Below are 18087 nucleotides of genomic sequence, written 5' to 3'. Positions count from 1 at the left end.
TCACGACAGGCATGTCAGAGGCACGCACCCCCTTTCAGATCCTTCTCGACATCGAGCAGCGTTGCCGAGCGATGGCCGCAGGCTTGCCGTCGCAGCAGGTGGCGGTGCAGACCTGGAGCGGTATTGGCTTTCGCATGGGCGAGCGGTTTTTCGTCGCACCGATGGGTGAGGTCGGTGAGGTGTTGCACGAACCACGGCATACCCTGCTGCCCGGCGTGAAAAGCTGGGTCAAGGGGGTGGCCAACGTGCGTGGACGATTGCTGCCGGTGATGGACCTGTGTGGCTTCTTCGGCGGCGAGCTGTCGCCCCTGCGCAAGCAGCGGCGGGTGCTGGTGGTCGATCATCAGGACATCTTCGCGGGCCTGACGGTCGACGAGGTGTTCGGTATGCAGCATTTTGCGGTGGATACCTTTTCCGAGCAGTTGCCGGTGCTCGAGGCGCCCATCGCGCCATTCATTCACGGTGTGTTCCAGCGCGAACAGCCCTGGTTGGTGTTCAGCCCTCACGCGCTGGCCCAGGCTCCAGAGTTTATCGACGTGGCATACAGATAGCTTTTCGGTGGGGGCGGCGTAGCCAGCCTTCTGACGTTAGATGGAATTCGAAGTGCGGTAGGGTCCAGGCGGGGGCCAGATAATGAAGAAAGTAATCTCCAACAACGTGCTGGCGGGGACACGGGTCGGCGCACTCGTGGCGGGGCTGTTCGTCGTCCTGATCGTTTCGATCGTGATGCTGTTCGCCAACTTCGCGTACATGAATACGCAGAGTAACTACGACACCGAGTACCTCGGCCATGCCGGCGAGCTGCGCGTGCTGTCCCAGCGTATCGCCAAGGATGCCACCGAATCGGCGGCGGGCAAGGCCGAAGCCTTCGCCCTGCTGCGCGACGCGCGCAACGACTTCCAGACGCGCTGGGCCTACATGACCGATGGCGATCCGCAGACCGGCCTGCCCGCCGCGCCTGCCTCGGTGCAGCCGCAGATAGCCGCCGTGCAGCAGGACTGGGACACCCTGCGTCAGAACGCCGATGCCATCCTGGCCAGCGAGCAGACCGTGCTGTCGCTGCACCAGGTTGCCGCCACCCTGGCGGAAACCATTCCGCAGCTACAGGTCGAGTACGAAGAGGTCGTCGACATCCTGCTGGAAAGCGGTGCGCCGGCTGCCCAGGTCTCGGTTGCCCAGCGTCAGTCGCTGCTGGCCGAACGGATTCTCGGTTCGGTTAACAAGGTGCTCGCCGGTGACCAGGATTCGGTGCAGGCTGCCGACATGTTCGGCCGCGACGCCAGCCTGTTCGGTCGTGTACTGAGCGCCATGCAGGAAGGCAATGCGGCCATGGAAATCACCAAGGTCAGCGACCAGGAAGCCCTGGAGCGTCTGGCGGAGATTTCCGAGCTGTTCGAATTCATTTCCGGTTCCGTGGACGAGATCCTCGAAACCTCGCCGGAGCTGTTCCAGGTCCGTGAGTCGGCCAACACTATCTTCACCGTGTCGCAGACCCTGCTGCACAAGGCGTCTAGCCTGTCCGAGGGGTTCGAAGGACTGGCCGCCGGCCGTTCGCTGAACACCATCGCCGGTTATGTGCTGGGCGCTCTGGCGCTGGGCTCGATTCTGATCATCGGCCTGCTGATGGTGCAGGAGACCAACCGTCGACTGGCCGAAACCGCCGAGAAGAACGAACGTAACCAGACCGCGATTCTGCGTCTGCTCGATGAGATCGCCGACCTCGCCGACGGTGACCTGACGGTGGCGGCGACGGTTACCGAGGACTTCACCGGTGCCATCGCCGACTCCATCAACTACTCCATCGACCAGCTGCGCGACCTGGTCGCGACGATCAACATGACCGCCGTGCAGGTGGCTGGCGCCGCCCAGGAAACCCAGGCCACCGCCATGCACCTGGCCGAGGCTTCCGAGCACCAGGCCCAGGAAATTGCCGGCGCCTCCGCGGCGATCAACGAAATGGCCGTGTCGATTGACCAGGTATCGGCGAACGCCTCGGAATCCTCCGCGGTAGCGGAGCGTTCCGTAGCCATTGCCAACAAGGGCAACGAAGTCGTACACAACACCATCACCGGCATGGATAACATCCGTGAGCAGATCCAGGACACCTCGAAGCGAATCAAGCGCCTCGGTGAATCGTCCCAGGAGATCGGTGACATCGTTAGCCTCATTAACGACATTGCCGACCAGACCAACATCCTTGCACTGAACGCCGCGATCCAGGCCTCCATGGCCGGTGACGCAGGCCGCGGCTTCGCCGTGGTAGCGGACGAGGTACAGCGTCTTGCGGAGCGTTCCTCGGGTGCGACCAAGCAGATCGAGGCGCTGGTAAAGACCATTCAGACCGACACCAACGAAGCGGTCATCTCCATGGAGCAGACCACTTCCGAGGTGGTGCGTGGTGCACGCCTGGCGCAGGACGCCGGTGTGGCCCTGGAAGAGATCGAGAAGGTATCCAAGACCCTCGCCGCGCTCATCCAGAACATTTCCAACGCCGCGCGTCAGCAGGCCTCGTCCGCGGGTCACATCTCCAACACCATGAACGTGATTCAGGAGATCACCTCGCAGACCTCGTCGGGTACCACCGCCACCGCCAAGAGCATTGGTAACCTGGCCAAGATGGCCAGTGAAATGCGCAATTCGGTGTCCGGTTTCAACCTGCCAAACGACGGCGAGCAGGCGTGATCAGCTGCCGTCTGGCGCATTGAACGATGCACCAGGCGGCAGTCGCGTGCTCGAGCGAGGGTTTGCACATGCAGTCAGGCGTCTGGGCGTTGCAGCCGGTGGTGGACATGTCCGCCACGGAGTTTCGCGACTGGCAGCAGCTGCTGGAGTCGCGCCTGGGCATGGTGATCAACGAACAGCGTCGGGTATTCCTGCAGACCAACCTGAGCACGCGCATGCGCGAACTGGGCATCGCCGACTACGCCAGTTATTACCGGCAGGTCACCGATGGCCCGCGCGGCGCCGTGGAGTGGGCGAACCTGCTGGATCGGCTGACCGTACAGGAAACCCGCTTCTACCGGCATCCGGCGTCGTTCGAGGTGTATCAGGCTTACCTGGCCCGGCGCGGCGAGCGCGGGCTGGAAAAGCCCCTGGCGATCTGGAGCGTGGGGTGCTCCAGTGGTGAGGAACCCTACTCCCTGGCCATTGGCGCCAGTGAGGTGCTGGGCCCTGAAGGGCGGTTCGGTGTCACGGGCACCGATATCAGCCGCAGTGCCCTGGCCAAGGCCCGGGAAGGCCTCTATGACGAACGCAGGCTGCAACCGCTGGATGACGAGTTGCGCGCACGCTATTTCGCGCGGCAGGTCGATGGACGTTTCAAGGTTTTGCCGGAACTGGCCGCACGGGTGTGCTGCGCCAGGCTCAACGTGCTGGAGTTGGACAAGGCGCCAATGACCGGCATGGACGTTATTTTTTGTCAGAACTTGCTGATCTATTTTCGCCGCTGGCGACGCCGCGAGATCCTCAACCGCCTGGCCGAGTGCCTGGCGCCGGGTGGCTTGCTGGTGATCGGGGTGGGCGAGGTGGTCGGCTGGCAGCACCCGGACATGCTTCCGGTGGCCGATGAGCGAGTGCTGGCGTATACCCGCAAGGGCTAAGAAACGGAGTGTGTATGGGTGATCGGCACGACTATGTCGCCCTGGAGTGGGTCAAGGGCGAAATCGCGGAAACCCTGAAGCAGGCGCGACAGGCACTGGAGGCGTTCGTCGAGAATCCGCAGGATTCGACGCGCATGCGTTTTTGCCAGACCTACGTGCATCAGGTTCACGGCACCCTGCAGATGGTCGAGTTCTTCGGCGCAGCGCTGCTTGCCGAGGAAATGGAGCACCTGTCCCAGGCGCTGATCGACGGTCGCGTGGCCAACCAGGGCGAAGCCCTGGAAGTGCTGATGCAGGCGATCCTGCAGCTGCCGGTGTACCTGGATCGCATCCAGACCGCGCGCCGTGATCTGCCCATGGTGGTGCTGCCGCTGCTCAACGACCTGCGCGCGGCGCGGGGCGAGAAGCTGTTGTCGGAAACCAGCCTGTTCTCCCCGGATCTGTCCGCCCGTAACGCGGCGCTGTCGGCCGAGTCGCTGACCCAGCTGCGCACCGCCGAATTGCCGGCGCTGCTGCGCAAGTTGCGGCAGATGCTGCAGGTAGCGCTGGTCGGCGTCATTCGCCAGCAGGACATGGACACCAACCTCGGTTACATGGCGCGGGTATTCGCGCGCCTGGAAACCCTGTGCAAGAACGCACCACTCGAGTCGCTCTGGCAGATCGCCTCGGGCGTCGTCGAGGGGCTGTCCAATGGCAGCATCGCCAACGGCACCTCGGTGCGTACCTTGCTGCGCCAGGTCGACAAGGAGCTCAAGCGCCTGACCGAGCAGGGCGCCGATGGCATCAACCAGCGCGCGCCGGACGAACTCACCAAGAACCTGCTGTTCTACGTTGCCAAGGCGTCGGCGCAGTCGCCGCGCAACAGGGTGCTGCGCGAGCGCTACAACCTCGACGAAGCGCTGCCCGACCATGAAGTGGTCGACGAAGAGCGGGCGCGCCTGGCCGGCCCAGACCGTGATGCCATGCGTTCGGTGGTGGGCGCCCTCTGTGAAGAGTTGGTGCGGGTCAAGGACAGCCTCGACCTGTTCGTGCGCAGCGACCGCGCCCAGGTCAACGAGCTGCAGGCCCTCTCGGTGCCGCTCAAGCAGATCGCCGATACCCTGGCCGTGCTCGGCTTCGCCCAACCGCGCAAGGTCATCGTCGACCAGCTCGACGTGGTGCGCGCCCTCACCGAAGGCACCCAGTCGCCAAGCGACGCGGTACTGATGGATATAGCCGGCGCGCTGCTTTATGTCGAAGCGACGCTGACCGGCATGGTCGGCCAGAATGACGGCAACAAGCGCGAAGAAAGCCACCTGCCCACCACCGATGTCGGGCAGATCCACCAGCTGGTGATCAAGGAAGCGCGCACCGGTCTGGAACAGGCCAAGGACGCGATCATCGAGTTCATCGCCTCGCAGTGGAACCACGATCATCTGGCCCGCGTGCCGGAACTGCTGACCCAGGTACGTGGCGGCCTGGCTATGATCCCGCTGGAACGTGCCGCCGCGCTGCTCAATGCCTGCAACCGCTATATCCAGGAGCAGCTGCTGGCCCGCAAGGCGGTGCCGAACTGGCAGAACCTCGACACCCTGGCCGATGCCATCACCAGCGTCGAGTACTACCTGGAGCGCCTTTCCGAAGACCACGCCACCCAGGGTGACCTGATTCTCGACGTCGCCGAGGAAAGCCTCGGCGCGCTGGGTTATCCGCTGCAGGAAAAGCCTTCGATTCTCGACGCCCCCCTTGAGGACGAGCCGGCGCCGCTGGATGATCCGCTGCACGACATCGACGTGCTTGCTGCTCCCGCTGTCGACAGCGCCGGGGCGGATGCAGCGGCCGCGCCGGTCGCCGATGAACTGCCCGTGCTGGATGAGCCCGCTTTCGAGCAACTGGAGCCGGCCAGTGATCCCGTCGACCCGGCTACCGACGTGGCCGATACGCACTGGGGCCAGGATGAACAAACCGCCGAGCCTCAGGCTTCTCAGCCAGCCGAGCTGCCTGAACTGCACACCGAGGTAATCGAGCCGGGCGAGCAGGCGAGCGAGACGTTGGTCGACTCGGTCGAGGCCGACAGCTGGTCGCTGGCCGACGAGCAACCAGAGGCGCCGACGCTTGGGCAAGCCGATGCCGCGGCTGATCCCTACGCACTTGACCTGAGCGAGCTGGACGACGACTCCTACGCCGATGCCAAGGCCGCCGTGGCCGATGATGCCTGGTCGCTGGATGACGGCGAGCTGCTGGAGGACACCCCCGTTACCACGCAGCAGGACGACGGCTTCCTGCTCTCCGCCGAGCCGCTGGAGCTTGGCGAACCGAAGATTTTACCGGTTGCCGAACAGCCGGCTTCCATTGCCGACGACACCTGGTCCTTCGATCTCGACGACCAGCCGGCCGCCGCGCCAGAGCCGCTCAGCCGCGCCGAGGACGAGCTGTGGTCGCTCGACGAGCTGCAAGGTGATCTCGAACCCGTTGATGCCGAACCGACCGCTGCCGAGCTGCCGGCCCTCGACCTGCCGAACCAGGGCTTCGAAGAACAGCCCCTGGAACTTGAGTCGCTCGACCTGGATGGCAGCGACGAGCCGCAGTGGAACGAAGTCGACCTGGACGATCTGCAACTGCCGGAAGTCGAGCTGCCCGGTTTGCCCGAGGCGCCCGCAGTCGAGGAGCCGGTAGGCGAAAAACCGCTGTCCATGGCCGACGTGATGGCCGCACCGGTGCAGGCGATCAACCCGCCGGCAGCGGATGTCCCGCCCAGCCTGCTGCCGCCGCCTGCCGATGAAGAGCCTATCGACGAGGAACTGCGGGAGGTCTTTATCGAAGAAGCCGGCGAGGTGCTGGAAACCATCGGCGAATTCCTGCCGCGCTGGTGTGCCGACACCGACGACCGCGAGGCGCTGACCGAGATTCGCCGGGCCTTCCACACCCTCAAGGGCAGTGGCCGCATGGTGCGTGCGCTGGTCATCGGCGAGCTGGCCTGGTCGATCGAGAACCTGCTCAACCGCGTGCTCGACCGCAGCATCCAGCCCGGTGACGAGGTCAAGCAGGTGATCAATCAGGTCGTCGCGCTCACGCCCGAGCTGGTCGACGAGTTCGCCGCCCAGGCCCAGCGCCAGCGTGATGATGTCGACCGCCTGGCGGCCGACGCCCACGCCCTGGCCAAGGGCCTGAGCCTCCCAAAGCATGACGCCCCGGCTGCTGCGGTAGCCGAGCCCGCGGGCGAGATCGAGGCTGCCGCACCGGCAAACGAAGATGCTGCAGGACTGGACCCGCAGTTGCTGGAGATTTTCCGCAACGAGGCGGAAACCCATCTCGACACCCTGGCGGCCTTTCTCGATGATTGCGCCCGTGAACTGCCGCAGCCGGTGACCGATGACCTGCAGCGCGCCCTGCACACCCTCAAGGGCAGCGCCTACATGGCCGGCATTCTGCCGATGGCCGAAGTGGCCGCGCCTCTGGAGAAGATGGTCAAGGAGTTCAAGGTCAACTTGCTGCCGCTGGATCTCGCCGAAGCCGAGGTCCTGGTCGAAGCCCAGGCCTTGTTCCGCCAGGGCCTGGCCCAGCTGGAAAGCGATCCGCTGCGACCGATTCCGGGTACCGAAGAATTTTTGGAGCGTGTTCAGCAACTGCATCAGCAACGCCTCGAACACGCCCAGAGCCAGCGCCAGGATGAGCATGGCGAGAGCCGCGACCCGCAGCTGATCAGTATCTTCCTTGCCGAAGGCATGGATATCCTGCTCGATGCCGAAGACCTGCTGCGCCGCTGGCGCGCGCAGCCGTCCGAGCGCCAGGAACTGAACACCCTGCTGGAAGAATTGACCACCCTCGGTCGCGGCGCGGAAATGGCCGAGCTGCCGCAGATCGACGAGCTGTGCGAGGCCTTGCTGGACGTCTATGGCGCCGTGGAAGACGGCACCCTGGCGGTCAGCGAACGCTTTTTCGATGAGGCCGAGCAGGCCCACGAAGCCTTGGTCAGCATGATGGATCAGGTGGCTGCCGGCCTTGAGGTCAGTGCCAGCCCCGAACGCGTGGCCGCCCTGCGCGCGCTGTTCGACGAAGCGTTGGATCCGGCCAAGTTGGCACTGCTGTCCGGCGAGGTGCCGGGCCTGCAGGTAGTCGAGCTGGAAGAGGCGACCCGCGCCCTGGAAGCGCTGGATGACGCTGAAGAGCCACTCGACGAGCCGGTTGAAGTCGCCGGGTCGGACGATAACGAACTGGAGTCGATCTTCCTCGAAGAGGCGGTGGACATCCTCGACAGCGCCGCCGGCAATCTGCAGCGTTGGCTGGCCGAGCCGGACAACCGTACGCTGCTGTCGTCGTTGCAACGCGACATGCACACGCTCAAGGGCGGTGCCAATATGGCCGGTGTGACGCCTATCAGTGAATTGGCCCACGAGCTCGAAGCCCTGTACGAAGGCCTGGTGGACCGCCGCTACGGCGTTTCAGCCTTTGCAACCGACAGCCTGCAGCAGGGCCATGGGCTGCTGCTTGGCATGCTTGCCAGCCTGCAGGCGCATCAGCCGGCCCAGCCTGCCGATGAACTGGTCACGGTCATTCGCCAGTTCCGCCAGCGCGGCGGCCAGGACGAGCAGCACGCCGAGCCCGAGGCGCCGGTAATACCCGAGCCGGTCGAGCAAGCGTGGCTGGAACCGGAACCGGAACCGGAACCGGAGCCCGAGGCGCCCGTCCCAGCAGCCATCGTCGCGCCGGTCGAGCCGGCCGAAGCGCGTAATGAGCTTGCTGCGCATGGCGACCGTGACCCCGAACTGGTGGAGATCTTTCTCGAGGAGGGCTTCGACATCATCGACAGCGCCGGCGCAGCGCTGACGCACTGGATGGATGACGTCGACAACAGCCTCGATCTGGAGTCGCTGCAGCGCGATCTGCACACCCTCAAGGGTGGTGCGCGGATGGCGGAGATCCGCGAGATCGGCGATCTGGCCCACGAATTGGAGTTCCTCTACGAGGACCTCGGCAATGGTCGTCTGCGCCCCAGCCCGATGCTGTTCGAACTGCTGCATGCCTGCCACGACCGCCTTGCCGAAATGCTCGACGCCGTGCGCTCGCAGCGCCAGGTGCCGGATGGTGACGAGCTGATCGAGACCATTCGCCGCTTGCGTGCCAACCCCGACGAGCAGCTCAGCATGCCCCGGGCGGTGCCGCTGAGTGCTGCGCCGGATGACGCCTTCGATGCTGAAAGCGACGAGATCCTCGATATTTTCCTCGAGGAAGCCGACGATCTGCTCGAAGCCATGGAGGCCGGCATCGGTCGCTGGGAAGAACGTCGCGATGACGCCAGCTGCATCGATGACCTGCTGCGTATCCTGCACACCCTCAAGGGCGGTGCGCGGCTGGCGGGCCAGAAGCAGCTCGGTGACCAGAGCCATGACCTGGAGCAGCACCTGACCGAAGCCCAGGTCCAGGGTGCGCCCTGGCCGGACAGCCTGTTCCTCGACGTGCAGTCCGGTTTCGAAGGCCTGCAGAAGAGTCTCGACGAGCTGCGTACGCGCCTGCAACAACAACCCCAGGACGAGCGCCCGGCCGAGCCCGAGCAGCCCGTAGCGCGTGCGCTGACGTCCATCGTCGCCGCCAGCGAGCTGCCGGCGGCCGCGGTGGAGAACCGCGTGCTGCCGTTCGTGCAACGCGCCGAAGTGGCTGCCGAAGAGGCTGCCGCACGGCGTGCCCCGCAGGAACTGGTCAAGGTGCCGGCCGATCTGCTCGAGGGACTGGTCAACCTGGCCGGCGAAACCTCGATCTTCCGCGGTCGTGTCGAGCAGCAGGTCAGCGACTTCGGCTTCACCCTGAGCGAGATGGAAGCCACCATCGACCGCGTGCGCGATCAGCTGCGCCGCCTGGATACCGAAACCCAGGCGCAGATTCTCAGCCGCTACCAGGCCGAGGCCGAGCGCGCCGGTTACGAAGAGTTCGACCCGCTGGAGATGGACCGCCACTCCCAGCTGCAACAACTGTCGCGGGCCCTGTTCGAGTCGGCCTCCGACCTGCTGGACCTCAAGGAAACCCTGGCCTCGCGCAACCGCGATGCGGAAACCCTGCTGTTGCAGCAGGCGCGGGTCAATACCGAGTTGCAGGAAGGCCTGATGCGCACGCGCATGGTGCCCTTCGACCGCTTGGTGCCACGCCTGCGGCGTATCGTGCGCCAGGTCGCCAGCGAGCTGGGCAAGCAGGTCGAGTTCACCGTTGGCAACGCCGATGGGGAGATGGATCGTACGGTGCTCGAGCGCATCGTCGCGCCGCTCGAACACATGCTGCGTAACGCCGTCGACCACGGTATCGAAGGCGCTGCAGTACGGAGCAAGGCCGGCAAGCCGGAGCAGGGCAGCATTCGCCTGGAACTGGGGCGTGAGGGCGGCGATATCGTGCTGACCCTGAGCGACGACGGTGCCGGCATCAACCTCGATGCGGTGCGCCGCAAGGCCATCGAGCGCGGCCTGATGGACGCCGGCGCCGACCTCGGCGAGCATGAGATCCTGCAGTTCATTCTCGAGGCCGGTTTCTCCACCGCCGAGAAGGTCACGCAGATTTCCGGGCGTGGCGTCGGCATGGACGTGGTCAATGCCGAGGTCAAACAGCTCGGTGGCTCGATGAGCATCGACTCGGTGATCGGCGAGGGCACCACCTTCCGTATTCGCCTGCCGTTCACCGTGTCGGTCAACCGCGCACTGATGGTGCTGTCCGGCGAGGACCTGTACGCCATTCCGCTCAATACCATCGAAGGTATCGTGCGCGTTTCGGCGTACGAGCTGGAAAGCTATTACGGCCCCGATGCGCCGCGTTTCGAATACGCCGGGCAAGCCTATGAGCTGCGCTACCTGGGTGACCTGCTCAACAACGGCCAGCATCCCAAGTTGGTCGGGCAGAGCCTGCCGCTGCCGGTGATTCTGGTGCGCTCCAACGAGCATGCGGTCGCGGTGCAGGTGGATTCGCTGGCCGGCTCGCGGGAGATCGTGGTGAAGAGCCTCGGCCCGCAGTTCGCCACCGTGCCGGGGATTTCCGGCGCGACCATCCTCGGCGATGGCCGCGTGGTGGTGATTCTCGACCTGCTGGCAACCATTCGCGAACTGCATGCACATCTGCAGTACCAGGTGCGGCCGCGGCTGTCGGCTGATGCCGGCAGCGTGCCCGAGACCGAGGTCGAACGCCCGACCCTGGTCATGGTGGTGGACGACTCGGTTACCGTGCGCAAGGTCACCAGCCGGTTGCTGGAGCGCAACGGCATGAACGTGCTCACCGCCAAGGACGGGGTCGACGCCATCGCCCAGTTGCAGGAGCATCGCCCCGATATCATGTTGCTGGACATCGAAATGCCGCGCATGGACGGCTTCGAGGTCGCCAACCTGATTCGCCACGACGAAGGCCTCAAGGACCTGCCGATCATCATGATCACCTCGCGTACCGGTGAGAAACACCGTGAGCGGGCGATGAGCATCGGCGTCAACGAGTACCTCGGCAAGCCGTACCAGGAGTCGCTGTTGCTGGGCTCCATCGAGAAATGGACCAAGCGATCATGAGCCAATCCAGCGCAGCGCGTATCGCCGTGATCGCCGACACCTCGCTGCAGCGCCATGTGCTGCAGCAGGCCCTGAGCAGCAATGGTTATCAGGTGGTACTCAACAGCGACCCCGGGCGTCTCGACGACGCGGCGCTGCAGGCTTGTGAAGCGGACCTGTGGCTGGTCGACCTGATGCAGTCCGATGAGCTACCGCTGATCGATACCCTGATGGCGGATGCCGAGGTGCCGGTGCTGTTTGGCGAGGGCCATGCGCCGGAGCGTAGCTCCGAGCACTACCCGCGCTGGGAGCGGCGCCTGGTCGGCAAACTGAAGAAACTGGTCGGCGATCCCGCCCTGGCCACCAGCGGCGGTGGCCTGGAGGCCGTGCTGGCCGAGGCGCAGCGCCCCGGTCGTATCGATTTGCCGGCGGTGTTGGCCAATACGCCGTTGCAGGCCGGTGAGCCGGCGCGGCAGGTGTGGCTGCTGGCGGCCTCGCTGGGCGGGCCGGCGGCAGTGAAGGCGTTTCTCGACGCGCTGCCAGGTGGCCTGCCGGTGGCCTTTCTGTATGCCCAGCACATCGACCCCAGCTTCGAGGCCACCTTGCCCCAGGCCGTTGGCCGCCATAGCCAGTGGCGGGTCGGCACCGTACGTGATGGTGACACCCTGCGCTGTGGCGAGGTGGTGGTGGTGCCGATCAGCAACGAGCTGAGCTTTGCCGATGACGGCGCCATGCACGTCACCCAGCGGCCCTGGCCGGAACCCTACAGCCCGTCGATCGACCAGATGATGCTCAACCTGGCCCAGCGCTACGCTGGCAACAGTGGCGTGATCGCCTTCAGTGGCATGGGCAGTGATGGCAGTGCCGCCGCCGCCTACGTGAAGCGCCAGGGCGGGATGATCTGGACGCAGCGAGCTGACAGTTGCGCCTGCTCGAGCATGCCCGACAGCTTGCGTGAGGGCGGTTACAGCAGCTTTACCGCCGATCCGCGAGAGCTGGCAGCGGCGCTCGTCGAGCACCTCGCCGAGCAGTGCGCCAGTGGTCGGCCTTCTTTTTCTACCCCGTTAGTTGTCTGACAGGATGTTTTCATGAGCCAAGCCGTCGTTACCCAGAACAGCGTCAGCAGCCTGACTGGTCTGGTCGTGCCGCTGGCCGATCGTACCTTGCTGCTGCCCAACGTAGCGGTGGCCGAGCTGATTCCCTATCGGGCGCCGCCGGCCATGGCCGGTATGCCGGACTGGTTTCTCGGCCAGGTGGCCTGGCGCGACCTGAACCTGCCACTGCTGTGCTTCGAGGCGGCCAGTGGCGGCGCGGCCGTGGTGGGCGACGGTGCTCGCATCGCGATTCTCAATGCCCTGGGCGGCCGCGCCAACGTGAAGTTCATTGCCCTGCTGGTACAAGGCATTCCTCGTTCCCTGCGGGTCAGCGAGGATCTTCCTCGGGCTGACGCGGCGCTTGCGCCGCTGGAGCTGGCTGCCGTGAAGGTGGATGACGCGGTACTGCGGATCCCTGATCTGGAAGGGCTGGAGCAGTTGCTCGCCGATGCCGAGCTGATCTGATCGGCATCGGCTCGGTACGCTGGGATCGAGAGCTCAGTTGTAGCCGCTTGCGCCGATTCAGGTTTCAGCTGCGCCGCGGCAGCATCGCCCTGAGCACACCGTCGCGCAGTCGATAATGGTGCCAGAGCGCCATGCCGGCGTGGCCCAGAATCAGCGCGAACAGCAGGTACTTGGCCGTCAAGTGATACTGGCGCGCCAGTGCGCGGGTGGTGTCGGAAACCGCCAGTGGATCGATCGTCAGCAACCAGAACAGCTCCAGCGGGCGTTTGCCGAACAGCAGGCCGCTCAGCGGCATCGACAGCAACAGCACATACAGGGCGGCATGGGCCAGCTTGGCCGCTGTGCGCTGCCAGCGGGCGTCATCGGCCAGCAACTGCGGTGCGCCGTGGCGAGCACGTACCAGCAGGCGCAGCGAGGTGACCAACAGGATCGTCAGCCCCAAAGATTTGTGCAGGGTGAATACGCCTCCCGTGCCGCCTAGCCAATCGGCAAGCCAATCCTGGGCGTAGGGCAGCGACAGGGTGCAGATGACCAGCAGCGCGCTGAGCCAGTGAAGCAGGATCTGGGCGCTCGAATAACGGTCATTCATGGTCGGGCTCTCATCACGGCCTGCAGGGGCGTCCATGGACTGATGATAGCCAATCGGTCAGGGTTTTCCTTTGGCCTGGGCGACATTCGTGCGCGACGGCCTGCCGGGCGGATCCTAGAAGTCGCCCCACAGGTGCTGTGCCACCGCCAGGCCGGCAACCGGCGCGGTTTCGGTGCGTAGCACCCGGGGGCCAAGGCGCGCGGCATGGAAGCCGGTGTGTTTGGCCTGCTCGACCTCGGCGTCGGTAAGGCCGCCTTCCGGCCCGATCAGAAAGGCCAGCGAGGTGGGTTTGGCATGGCTGCTCAGCGGCTCGGCGACCGGGTGCAGCACCAGCTTGAGATCCGCCTGGGCTTGCTGCAGCCAGTCGCCCAGCGCGATGGGGGGATTGATCAGCGGGATCACCGAGCGACCGCATTGCTCGCAGGCGCTGATCGCCACCTGGCGCCAGTGGGCCATGCGCTTGTCGGTGCGCTCGTCCTTCAGGCGTACCTCGCAGCGCGCACCGATGATCGGGCTGATCACCTGGGCGCCGAGTTCGGTGGCCTTCTGGATTGCCCAGTCCATGCGCTCGCCGCGCGACAGCCCCTGGCCCAGATGGATGTGCAGCGGCGACTCGGCCTGCCCGGCGAATTGTTCGCGCAACTCGACGCGTACGGTCTTTTTGCCCACCTCGATCAGCTCGCCGAGAAACTCCTGGCCGCTGCCATCGAACAGTTGCACCGCGTCGCCCGCCGCATGACGCAGTACCCGGCCGATGTAATGGGCCTGGGCTTCGGGCAGTTGGTGTTGGCCGAGAGAGAGTGGAGCATCGATAAAGAAACGGGAAAGGCGCATAAGGGCAGGTACAAGCGGCAAGTTGAAGCGCCAAGTTTAAAGCACCTGGCGCCCCTGCTGTTACCAGAGGCTTGCTGCGGCCTTTAGCCCGGGTCGCGGAAACCTGGATAGCGGGTGTCGCCAACCGGCACGCTGACCGAGGTGCGGGTGGCCAGGTCGATGCCTTCGCTGGCGACGTCGGCGAGAAAATCGATCTGCTCCTCGCTGATCACATAGGGCGGCAGGAAGTACACCACGCTGCCCAGCGGCCGCAGCAAGGCGCCGCGGCTCAGGGCGTGCTGGTACACCTTGAGGCCGCGGCGCTCCTGCCAGGGGTAGGCGACCTTGCCGGCCTTGTCCTGGACCATCTCGATGGCCAGCGCCATGCCGGTCTGGCGCACCTCGGCCACATGCGGGTGATCGACCAGGTGCGCGGTGGCACTGGCCATGCGCTTGGCCAAGCGCTTGTTGGCCTCGATCACGCCGTCCTCTTCGAAGATGTCCAGGGTCGCCAGGGCGGCGGCGCAGGCCAGCGGGTTGCCGGTGTAGGTGTGCGAGTGCAGGAAGGCGCGCAGGGTGGCGTACTCGTCGTAGAAGGCGGCGTAGACGTCATCGGTGGTCAGCACCGCGGCCATCGGCAGGTAGCCGCCGGTGAGCGCCTTGGACAGCACCAGAAAGTCCGGGGTGATGCCGGCCTGCTCGCAGGCGAACATCGTGCCGGTGCGCCCGAAGCCGACGGCGATCTCGTCATGGATCAGGTGCACGCCGTAGCGGTCGCAGGCCTCGCGCAGCAGCGTCAGGTAGATGGGATGGTACATGCGCATGCCGCCGGCACCCTGGATCAACGGCTCGACGATCACCGCCGCCACTTCGTGATGGTGCTCGGCCAGGGTCTGCTCCATGGCGGCGAACATCGTGCGCGAATGCGCTTCCCAGCTCACCCCGTCCGGGCGCAGGTAGCAGTCCGGGCTGGGTACCTTGAGGGTGTCGAGCAGCAATGCCTTGTAGGTGTCGGTGAACAGCGCGACGTCACCCACCGACATGGCCGCCACGGTTTCACCATGGTAGCTGTTGGTCAGGGTCACGAAGCGTTTCTTGGCAGGCTGGCCGCTGTTTAGCCAGTAGTGGAAGCTCATCTTCAGCGCCACTTCGATCCCGGAAGAACCGTTGTCGGCGTAGAACACCCGGCTCAGCCCCGGCGGTGTGATCTTCACCAGGCGTTCGGACAGCTCGACCACCGGCTGGTGGCTGAAACCGGCCAGCATCACGTGCTCGAGCTGATCGACCTGCTCTTTGATGCGCTCGCCGATGCGCGGGTTGGCATGGCCGAACACGTTGACCCACCAGGAGCTGACGGCATCCAGGTAGCGCTTGCCCTCGAAGTCTTCCAGCCACACGCCTTCGCCGCGGCGAATCGGAATCAGCGGCAGGCGCTCGTGGTCCTTCATCTGTGTACAGGGGTGCCAGAGGACGTCCAGGTCACGCTGCATCCAGTGTTGGTTACTCATCGAGTCGCTCTCCCAGTGGTCAGCGGGCAAGCCTATCAGAAGGTTCGCCTTGATCGGCGCATTTGCCGCGGCAGCGAGCAGGCCGGGCGGTTGATAGGAGCCGCGTGGTACCGCCACGTGCAGGAATGCCCTCGGACGTGAGCGGTTATGGCGGCCAGCGGCCAGGTCGCTTCCCGGCAAGCACCGCCATGTGCCGATTTGGGATACGGATGTACCTGGCCTGGCGCCTATGCTTGGGGCTGTCCCGTCAATCCGGAGCGGGGAACAGCGGATCGTGATCTCGGCAACATAAGTCGAGCAACGGGCCATTGGCGCATGTTCAATGCCATCACGAGCAGCAGGGGCGTGAAATGGATGAGCTGCAGGATGGGGGCGAAGAGCAGCGACTCGCCGCCCACGCACAACGAATTTTAGAAAGCGGGCTGCTCGGCAAATCGCGCCGGATGATTCGCCTCTTCGAGTTTCTCCTCGAACGATCGCTGACGGCGACTGCCACCAAGGAGATCGAGATTGCCCGCGTCGTGTTTGGTCGTACCAGCGATGCGGATCTTGCTGTCGATGCAACGGTGCGCGTGCATGTTCACCGGCTGCGAAAGAAACTGGAGGCGGCACCGGCAGATGAGCGGGGGGAGCGGCTGGTCCTGCCCCGTGGTGAGTATCGCCTGGTCGTGGTCGTTCCCGACGAGGCGGATGGACGCCTCGATCATTCGCGGCGAAGTGTCCTCGGTTGGCGGTATCTCGCGGGCGCGGCGCTTTTGCTGGTGCTAAATGCCGCGGGCTGGCTCTGGTGGACGGCCGCATCTGCCAATGACCCAGGTACCCAAAGCATTCTGTGGCGTGGCCTGACAGACAGCCCTGCGCCGGTATTGATCGTCTCCGGTGACTTCTATGTGTTTGGCGAGCGCGGTGCTGACGGCGCGGTCATGCGCATGATTGCCGACCCCGGTATCGTGTCCAGTGAAGCGCTCGATCGGTTCAAGCAGAGCGAGCCCCAGGGCCAGCGCTATGTCGACATGAATGCTTATCACCTGCCCAACAGCCTGGCACCTGCCCTGGCTGCGGTGGCACCGATCGTGGCCCTGACCCGGCCCGGCAATGCCAGCCTGATCAAAAGCGTGACGACATCACGTTTTACCAACGAGATGCTGAGCAACCACGACATCGTTTATGTCGGGTTGCTCGACACTCTTGGCGATTTGCAGGAGCCGTTCTTCGATATTTCCGGCTTTTCCCTGTCGCCGAGCGGTGACACCCTTGTGGACAAGGCGAGCGGCGAGCGTTTCCAGGCCGACTGGGACGAGCCCTCCATGCAGGGCATCATGCGCCGTGATTATGCGTATCTTGCGCGCTTCCCGGGCCCTGCAGGCAACCATGTCGTCGTGGTTGCAGGGGTCATGGATCCCGCGCTCGTCGAGGCCGGGCACCTTGCGGCGAATGTTGCCGAGCTCGGCCGCCTGGAGGCCCGTCTGGGTGATAGCGAGGCCTTCGAGGCGCTTTATGAAGTACGCACATTCGGCCCTTCGAATATATCGGGGAAACTCCTGATCGCCCGTCCCCTCGACGTCGAGCAGATGTGGCGTGGCAAAGAGGCGCGGTCTTCCGGTGGCGAGGCCGTGCCGGAATCGCGCAATGCTGATGCGCCTGCTCAATAGCGGGGCGACTGATCAGGCCCCTCGCCGCAGTGAGGCAGCCACTCCAGGTGCTTGCAGGTGCCGAGAAGAACCGCAGAGCCTGCTGCCTACCTGCTCGATTCGCGCAGGCATTTGCAATCACTTGGGTGCAGCCTATCGGATCTCCACCAAGAGATCCTGCCTGGCGCGTCGGACCTTTTCGAGCGTCACCAACCAATCGCTTTCGCTATCGCGATAGCCCAGGGCCAACAGAACGCAACTGCCCAGGCCTTGTTCGGCAAGGTTCAGCAGCGCATCGACCGCCTGGTTGTCAAAACCCTCCATGGGCGTGGCATCCACGTGCAGTTCAGCCGCTGCCAGCAAGGCGAATCCCAGGGCGATGTAGCACTGTTTGGAGGCGTGGAAATAGTGCTGCTCCCTGCTCATGCTGGCGAAAGAGTCGAGCAGCGACAGCCGGTAGTCGTCGGTGACGCTTGCTGGCAGGTTGCGTATACCGTTGCTGTATTCGAAGAATTCGTTGACCCGTTCAGGCGTGTATTCGTCCCAGGCAGCGAAAACCAGCAGGTGAGAGGATTGGCTGATCTGCTGCTGATTGGCGCAGATCGGCTGCAACTGCGCTTTCAATGCCTCGTTGCTGATGACCCATACCTTGAACGGCTGCAGCCCGGAACTGCTGGGAGCCAGGCGTACGGCTTCGAGGATCGCGTCGATCTTTTCCGATTCCACCTGGCGGCCGTTGTAGCTCTTTGTTGCGTAGCGCCAATGCAGTTGGTCTTTCAATGCCATGTTGATTTTCCTTTCAATTGATATCACTGGGCCAGATCAGGCGTGGCTGGATGCTGATGGCCACAAGCGTTGAGTCTTCTGGCTGGTGGGCAGCGGCGGCCTGCCCCCGGGAACA

The 18087-nt window shown here is 64.7% G+C and carries 11 protein-coding genes; 7 read left to right on the top strand and 4 right to left on the bottom strand.

Features of this window, described 5'->3' with window-relative positions:
• Positions 1-11 precede the first annotated feature (11 nt).
• From BM154_RS15130 to BM154_RS15105, 6 genes are all read left to right on the top strand, one after another.
• Complete coding sequence (locus BM154_RS15130) at positions 12-551, top strand: chemotaxis protein CheW (RefSeq protein WP_074885715.1); 540 nt, start codon at positions 12-14, stop codon at positions 549-551.
• Between the two features lie 82 nt (positions 552-633).
• Complete coding sequence (locus tag BM154_RS15125) at positions 634-2682, top strand: methyl-accepting chemotaxis protein (protein WP_074885712.1); 2049 nt, start codon at positions 634-636, stop codon at positions 2680-2682.
• A 68-nt stretch (positions 2683-2750) separates the two neighbouring features.
• Positions 2751-3599 (top strand): protein-glutamate O-methyltransferase, encoded by an 849-nt coding sequence (locus BM154_RS15120; RefSeq protein ID WP_074885709.1) that lies wholly within the window; start codon positions 2751-2753, stop codon positions 3597-3599.
• Between the two features lie 14 nt (positions 3600-3613).
• The gene (locus BM154_RS15115) at positions 3614-11107 is read left to right on the top strand and encodes an Hpt domain-containing protein (protein ID WP_074885706.1); all 7494 of its coding nucleotides are present in this window, start codon (positions 3614-3616) and stop codon (positions 11105-11107) included.
• Positions 11104-12162, top strand: coding sequence for a chemotaxis protein CheB (locus BM154_RS15110; RefSeq protein ID WP_074887105.1), 1059 nt, complete (start codon positions 11104-11106; stop codon positions 12160-12162). The genes BM154_RS15115 and BM154_RS15110 overlap by 4 nt, the downstream gene beginning before the upstream one ends.
• Before the next feature lie 12 nt (positions 12163-12174).
• A complete protein-coding gene (locus tag BM154_RS15105) occupies positions 12175-12645 on the top strand; it encodes a chemotaxis protein CheW (RefSeq protein ID WP_074885701.1) in 471 nt (156 codons plus the stop codon).
• A 64-nt stretch (positions 12646-12709) separates the two neighbouring features.
• Here BM154_RS15105 and BM154_RS15100 read toward each other — a convergent pair whose 3' ends face one another.
• From BM154_RS15100 to BM154_RS15090, 3 genes are all read right to left on the bottom strand, one after another.
• Positions 12710-13234: a cytochrome b gene (locus BM154_RS15100; protein ID WP_074887103.1), complete on the bottom strand. Its 525-nt coding sequence runs from the start codon at positions 13232-13234 to the stop codon at positions 12710-12712.
• A gap of 114 nt (positions 13235-13348) precedes the next feature.
• Entirely contained in the window at positions 13349-14068 is a 720-nt protein-coding gene (locus BM154_RS15095) for a 16S rRNA (uracil(1498)-N(3))-methyltransferase (RefSeq protein ID WP_074885698.1), read from the bottom strand.
• A gap of 83 nt (positions 14069-14151) precedes the next feature.
• Positions 14152-15555 (bottom strand): adenosylmethionine--8-amino-7-oxononanoate transaminase, encoded by a 1404-nt coding sequence (locus BM154_RS15090; protein ID WP_074885695.1) that lies wholly within the window; start codon positions 15553-15555, stop codon positions 14152-14154.
• A gap of 350 nt (positions 15556-15905) precedes the next feature.
• Here BM154_RS15090 and BM154_RS15080 point away from each other — a divergent pair, with 350 nt between their 5' ends.
• Positions 15906-17207 carry a helix-turn-helix domain-containing protein gene (locus BM154_RS15080; RefSeq protein ID WP_139225465.1) on the top strand — a complete coding sequence of 434 codons (1302 nt, stop codon included), beginning with the start codon at positions 15906-15908 and terminating at the stop codon, positions 17205-17207.
• A gap of 132 nt (positions 17208-17339) precedes the next feature.
• On the opposite strand, the gene BM154_RS15075 is transcribed toward BM154_RS15080, so the two are convergent.
• Complete coding sequence (locus tag BM154_RS15075; RefSeq protein ID WP_074885686.1) at positions 17340-17972, bottom strand: nitroreductase family protein; 633 nt, start codon at positions 17970-17972, stop codon at positions 17340-17342.
• Between the last annotated feature and the right edge of the window lie 115 nt (positions 17973-18087).

It is taken from the genome of Phytopseudomonas argentinensis, assembly GCF_900113905.1.
GTDB lineage: Bacteria > Pseudomonadota > Gammaproteobacteria > Pseudomonadales > Pseudomonadaceae > Aquipseudomonas > Aquipseudomonas argentinensis.
This window is presented reverse-complemented; position numbering and strand designations above follow the sequence as displayed.

What these genes read in the sequence shown, in the direction of transcription:
- BM154_RS15130 (WP_074885715.1), top strand. Translation starts at nt 12, where the DNA reads ATGTCAGAGGCACGCACCCCCTTTCAGATCCTTCTCGACATCGAGCAG.
- BM154_RS15125 (WP_074885712.1), top strand. Translation starts at nt 634, where the DNA reads ATGAAGAAAGTAATCTCCAACAACGTGCTGGCGGGGACACGGGTCGGC.
- BM154_RS15120 (WP_074885709.1), top strand. Translation starts at nt 2,751, where the DNA reads ATGCAGTCAGGCGTCTGGGCGTTGCAGCCGGTGGTGGACATGTCCGCC.
- BM154_RS15115 (WP_074885706.1), top strand. Translation starts at nt 3,614, where the DNA reads ATGGGTGATCGGCACGACTATGTCGCCCTGGAGTGGGTCAAGGGCGAA.
- BM154_RS15110 (WP_074887105.1), top strand. Translation starts at nt 11,104, where the DNA reads ATGAGCCAATCCAGCGCAGCGCGTATCGCCGTGATCGCCGACACCTCG.
- BM154_RS15105 (WP_074885701.1), top strand. Translation starts at nt 12,175, where the DNA reads ATGAGCCAAGCCGTCGTTACCCAGAACAGCGTCAGCAGCCTGACTGGT.
- BM154_RS15100 (WP_074887103.1), bottom strand. Translation starts at nt 13,234, where the DNA reads ATGAATGACCGTTATTCGAGCGCCCAGATCCTGCTTCACTGGCTCAGC.
- BM154_RS15095 (WP_074885698.1), bottom strand. Translation starts at nt 14,068, where the DNA reads ATGCGCCTTTCCCGTTTCTTTATCGATGCTCCACTCTCTCTCGGCCAA.
- BM154_RS15090 (WP_074885695.1), bottom strand. Translation starts at nt 15,555, where the DNA reads ATGAGTAACCAACACTGGATGCAGCGTGACCTGGACGTCCTCTGGCAC.
- BM154_RS15080 (WP_139225465.1), top strand. Translation starts at nt 15,906, where the DNA reads ATGGATGAGCTGCAGGATGGGGGCGAAGAGCAGCGACTCGCCGCCCAC.
- BM154_RS15075 (WP_074885686.1), bottom strand. Translation starts at nt 17,972, where the DNA reads ATGGCATTGAAAGACCAACTGCATTGGCGCTACGCAACAAAGAGCTAC.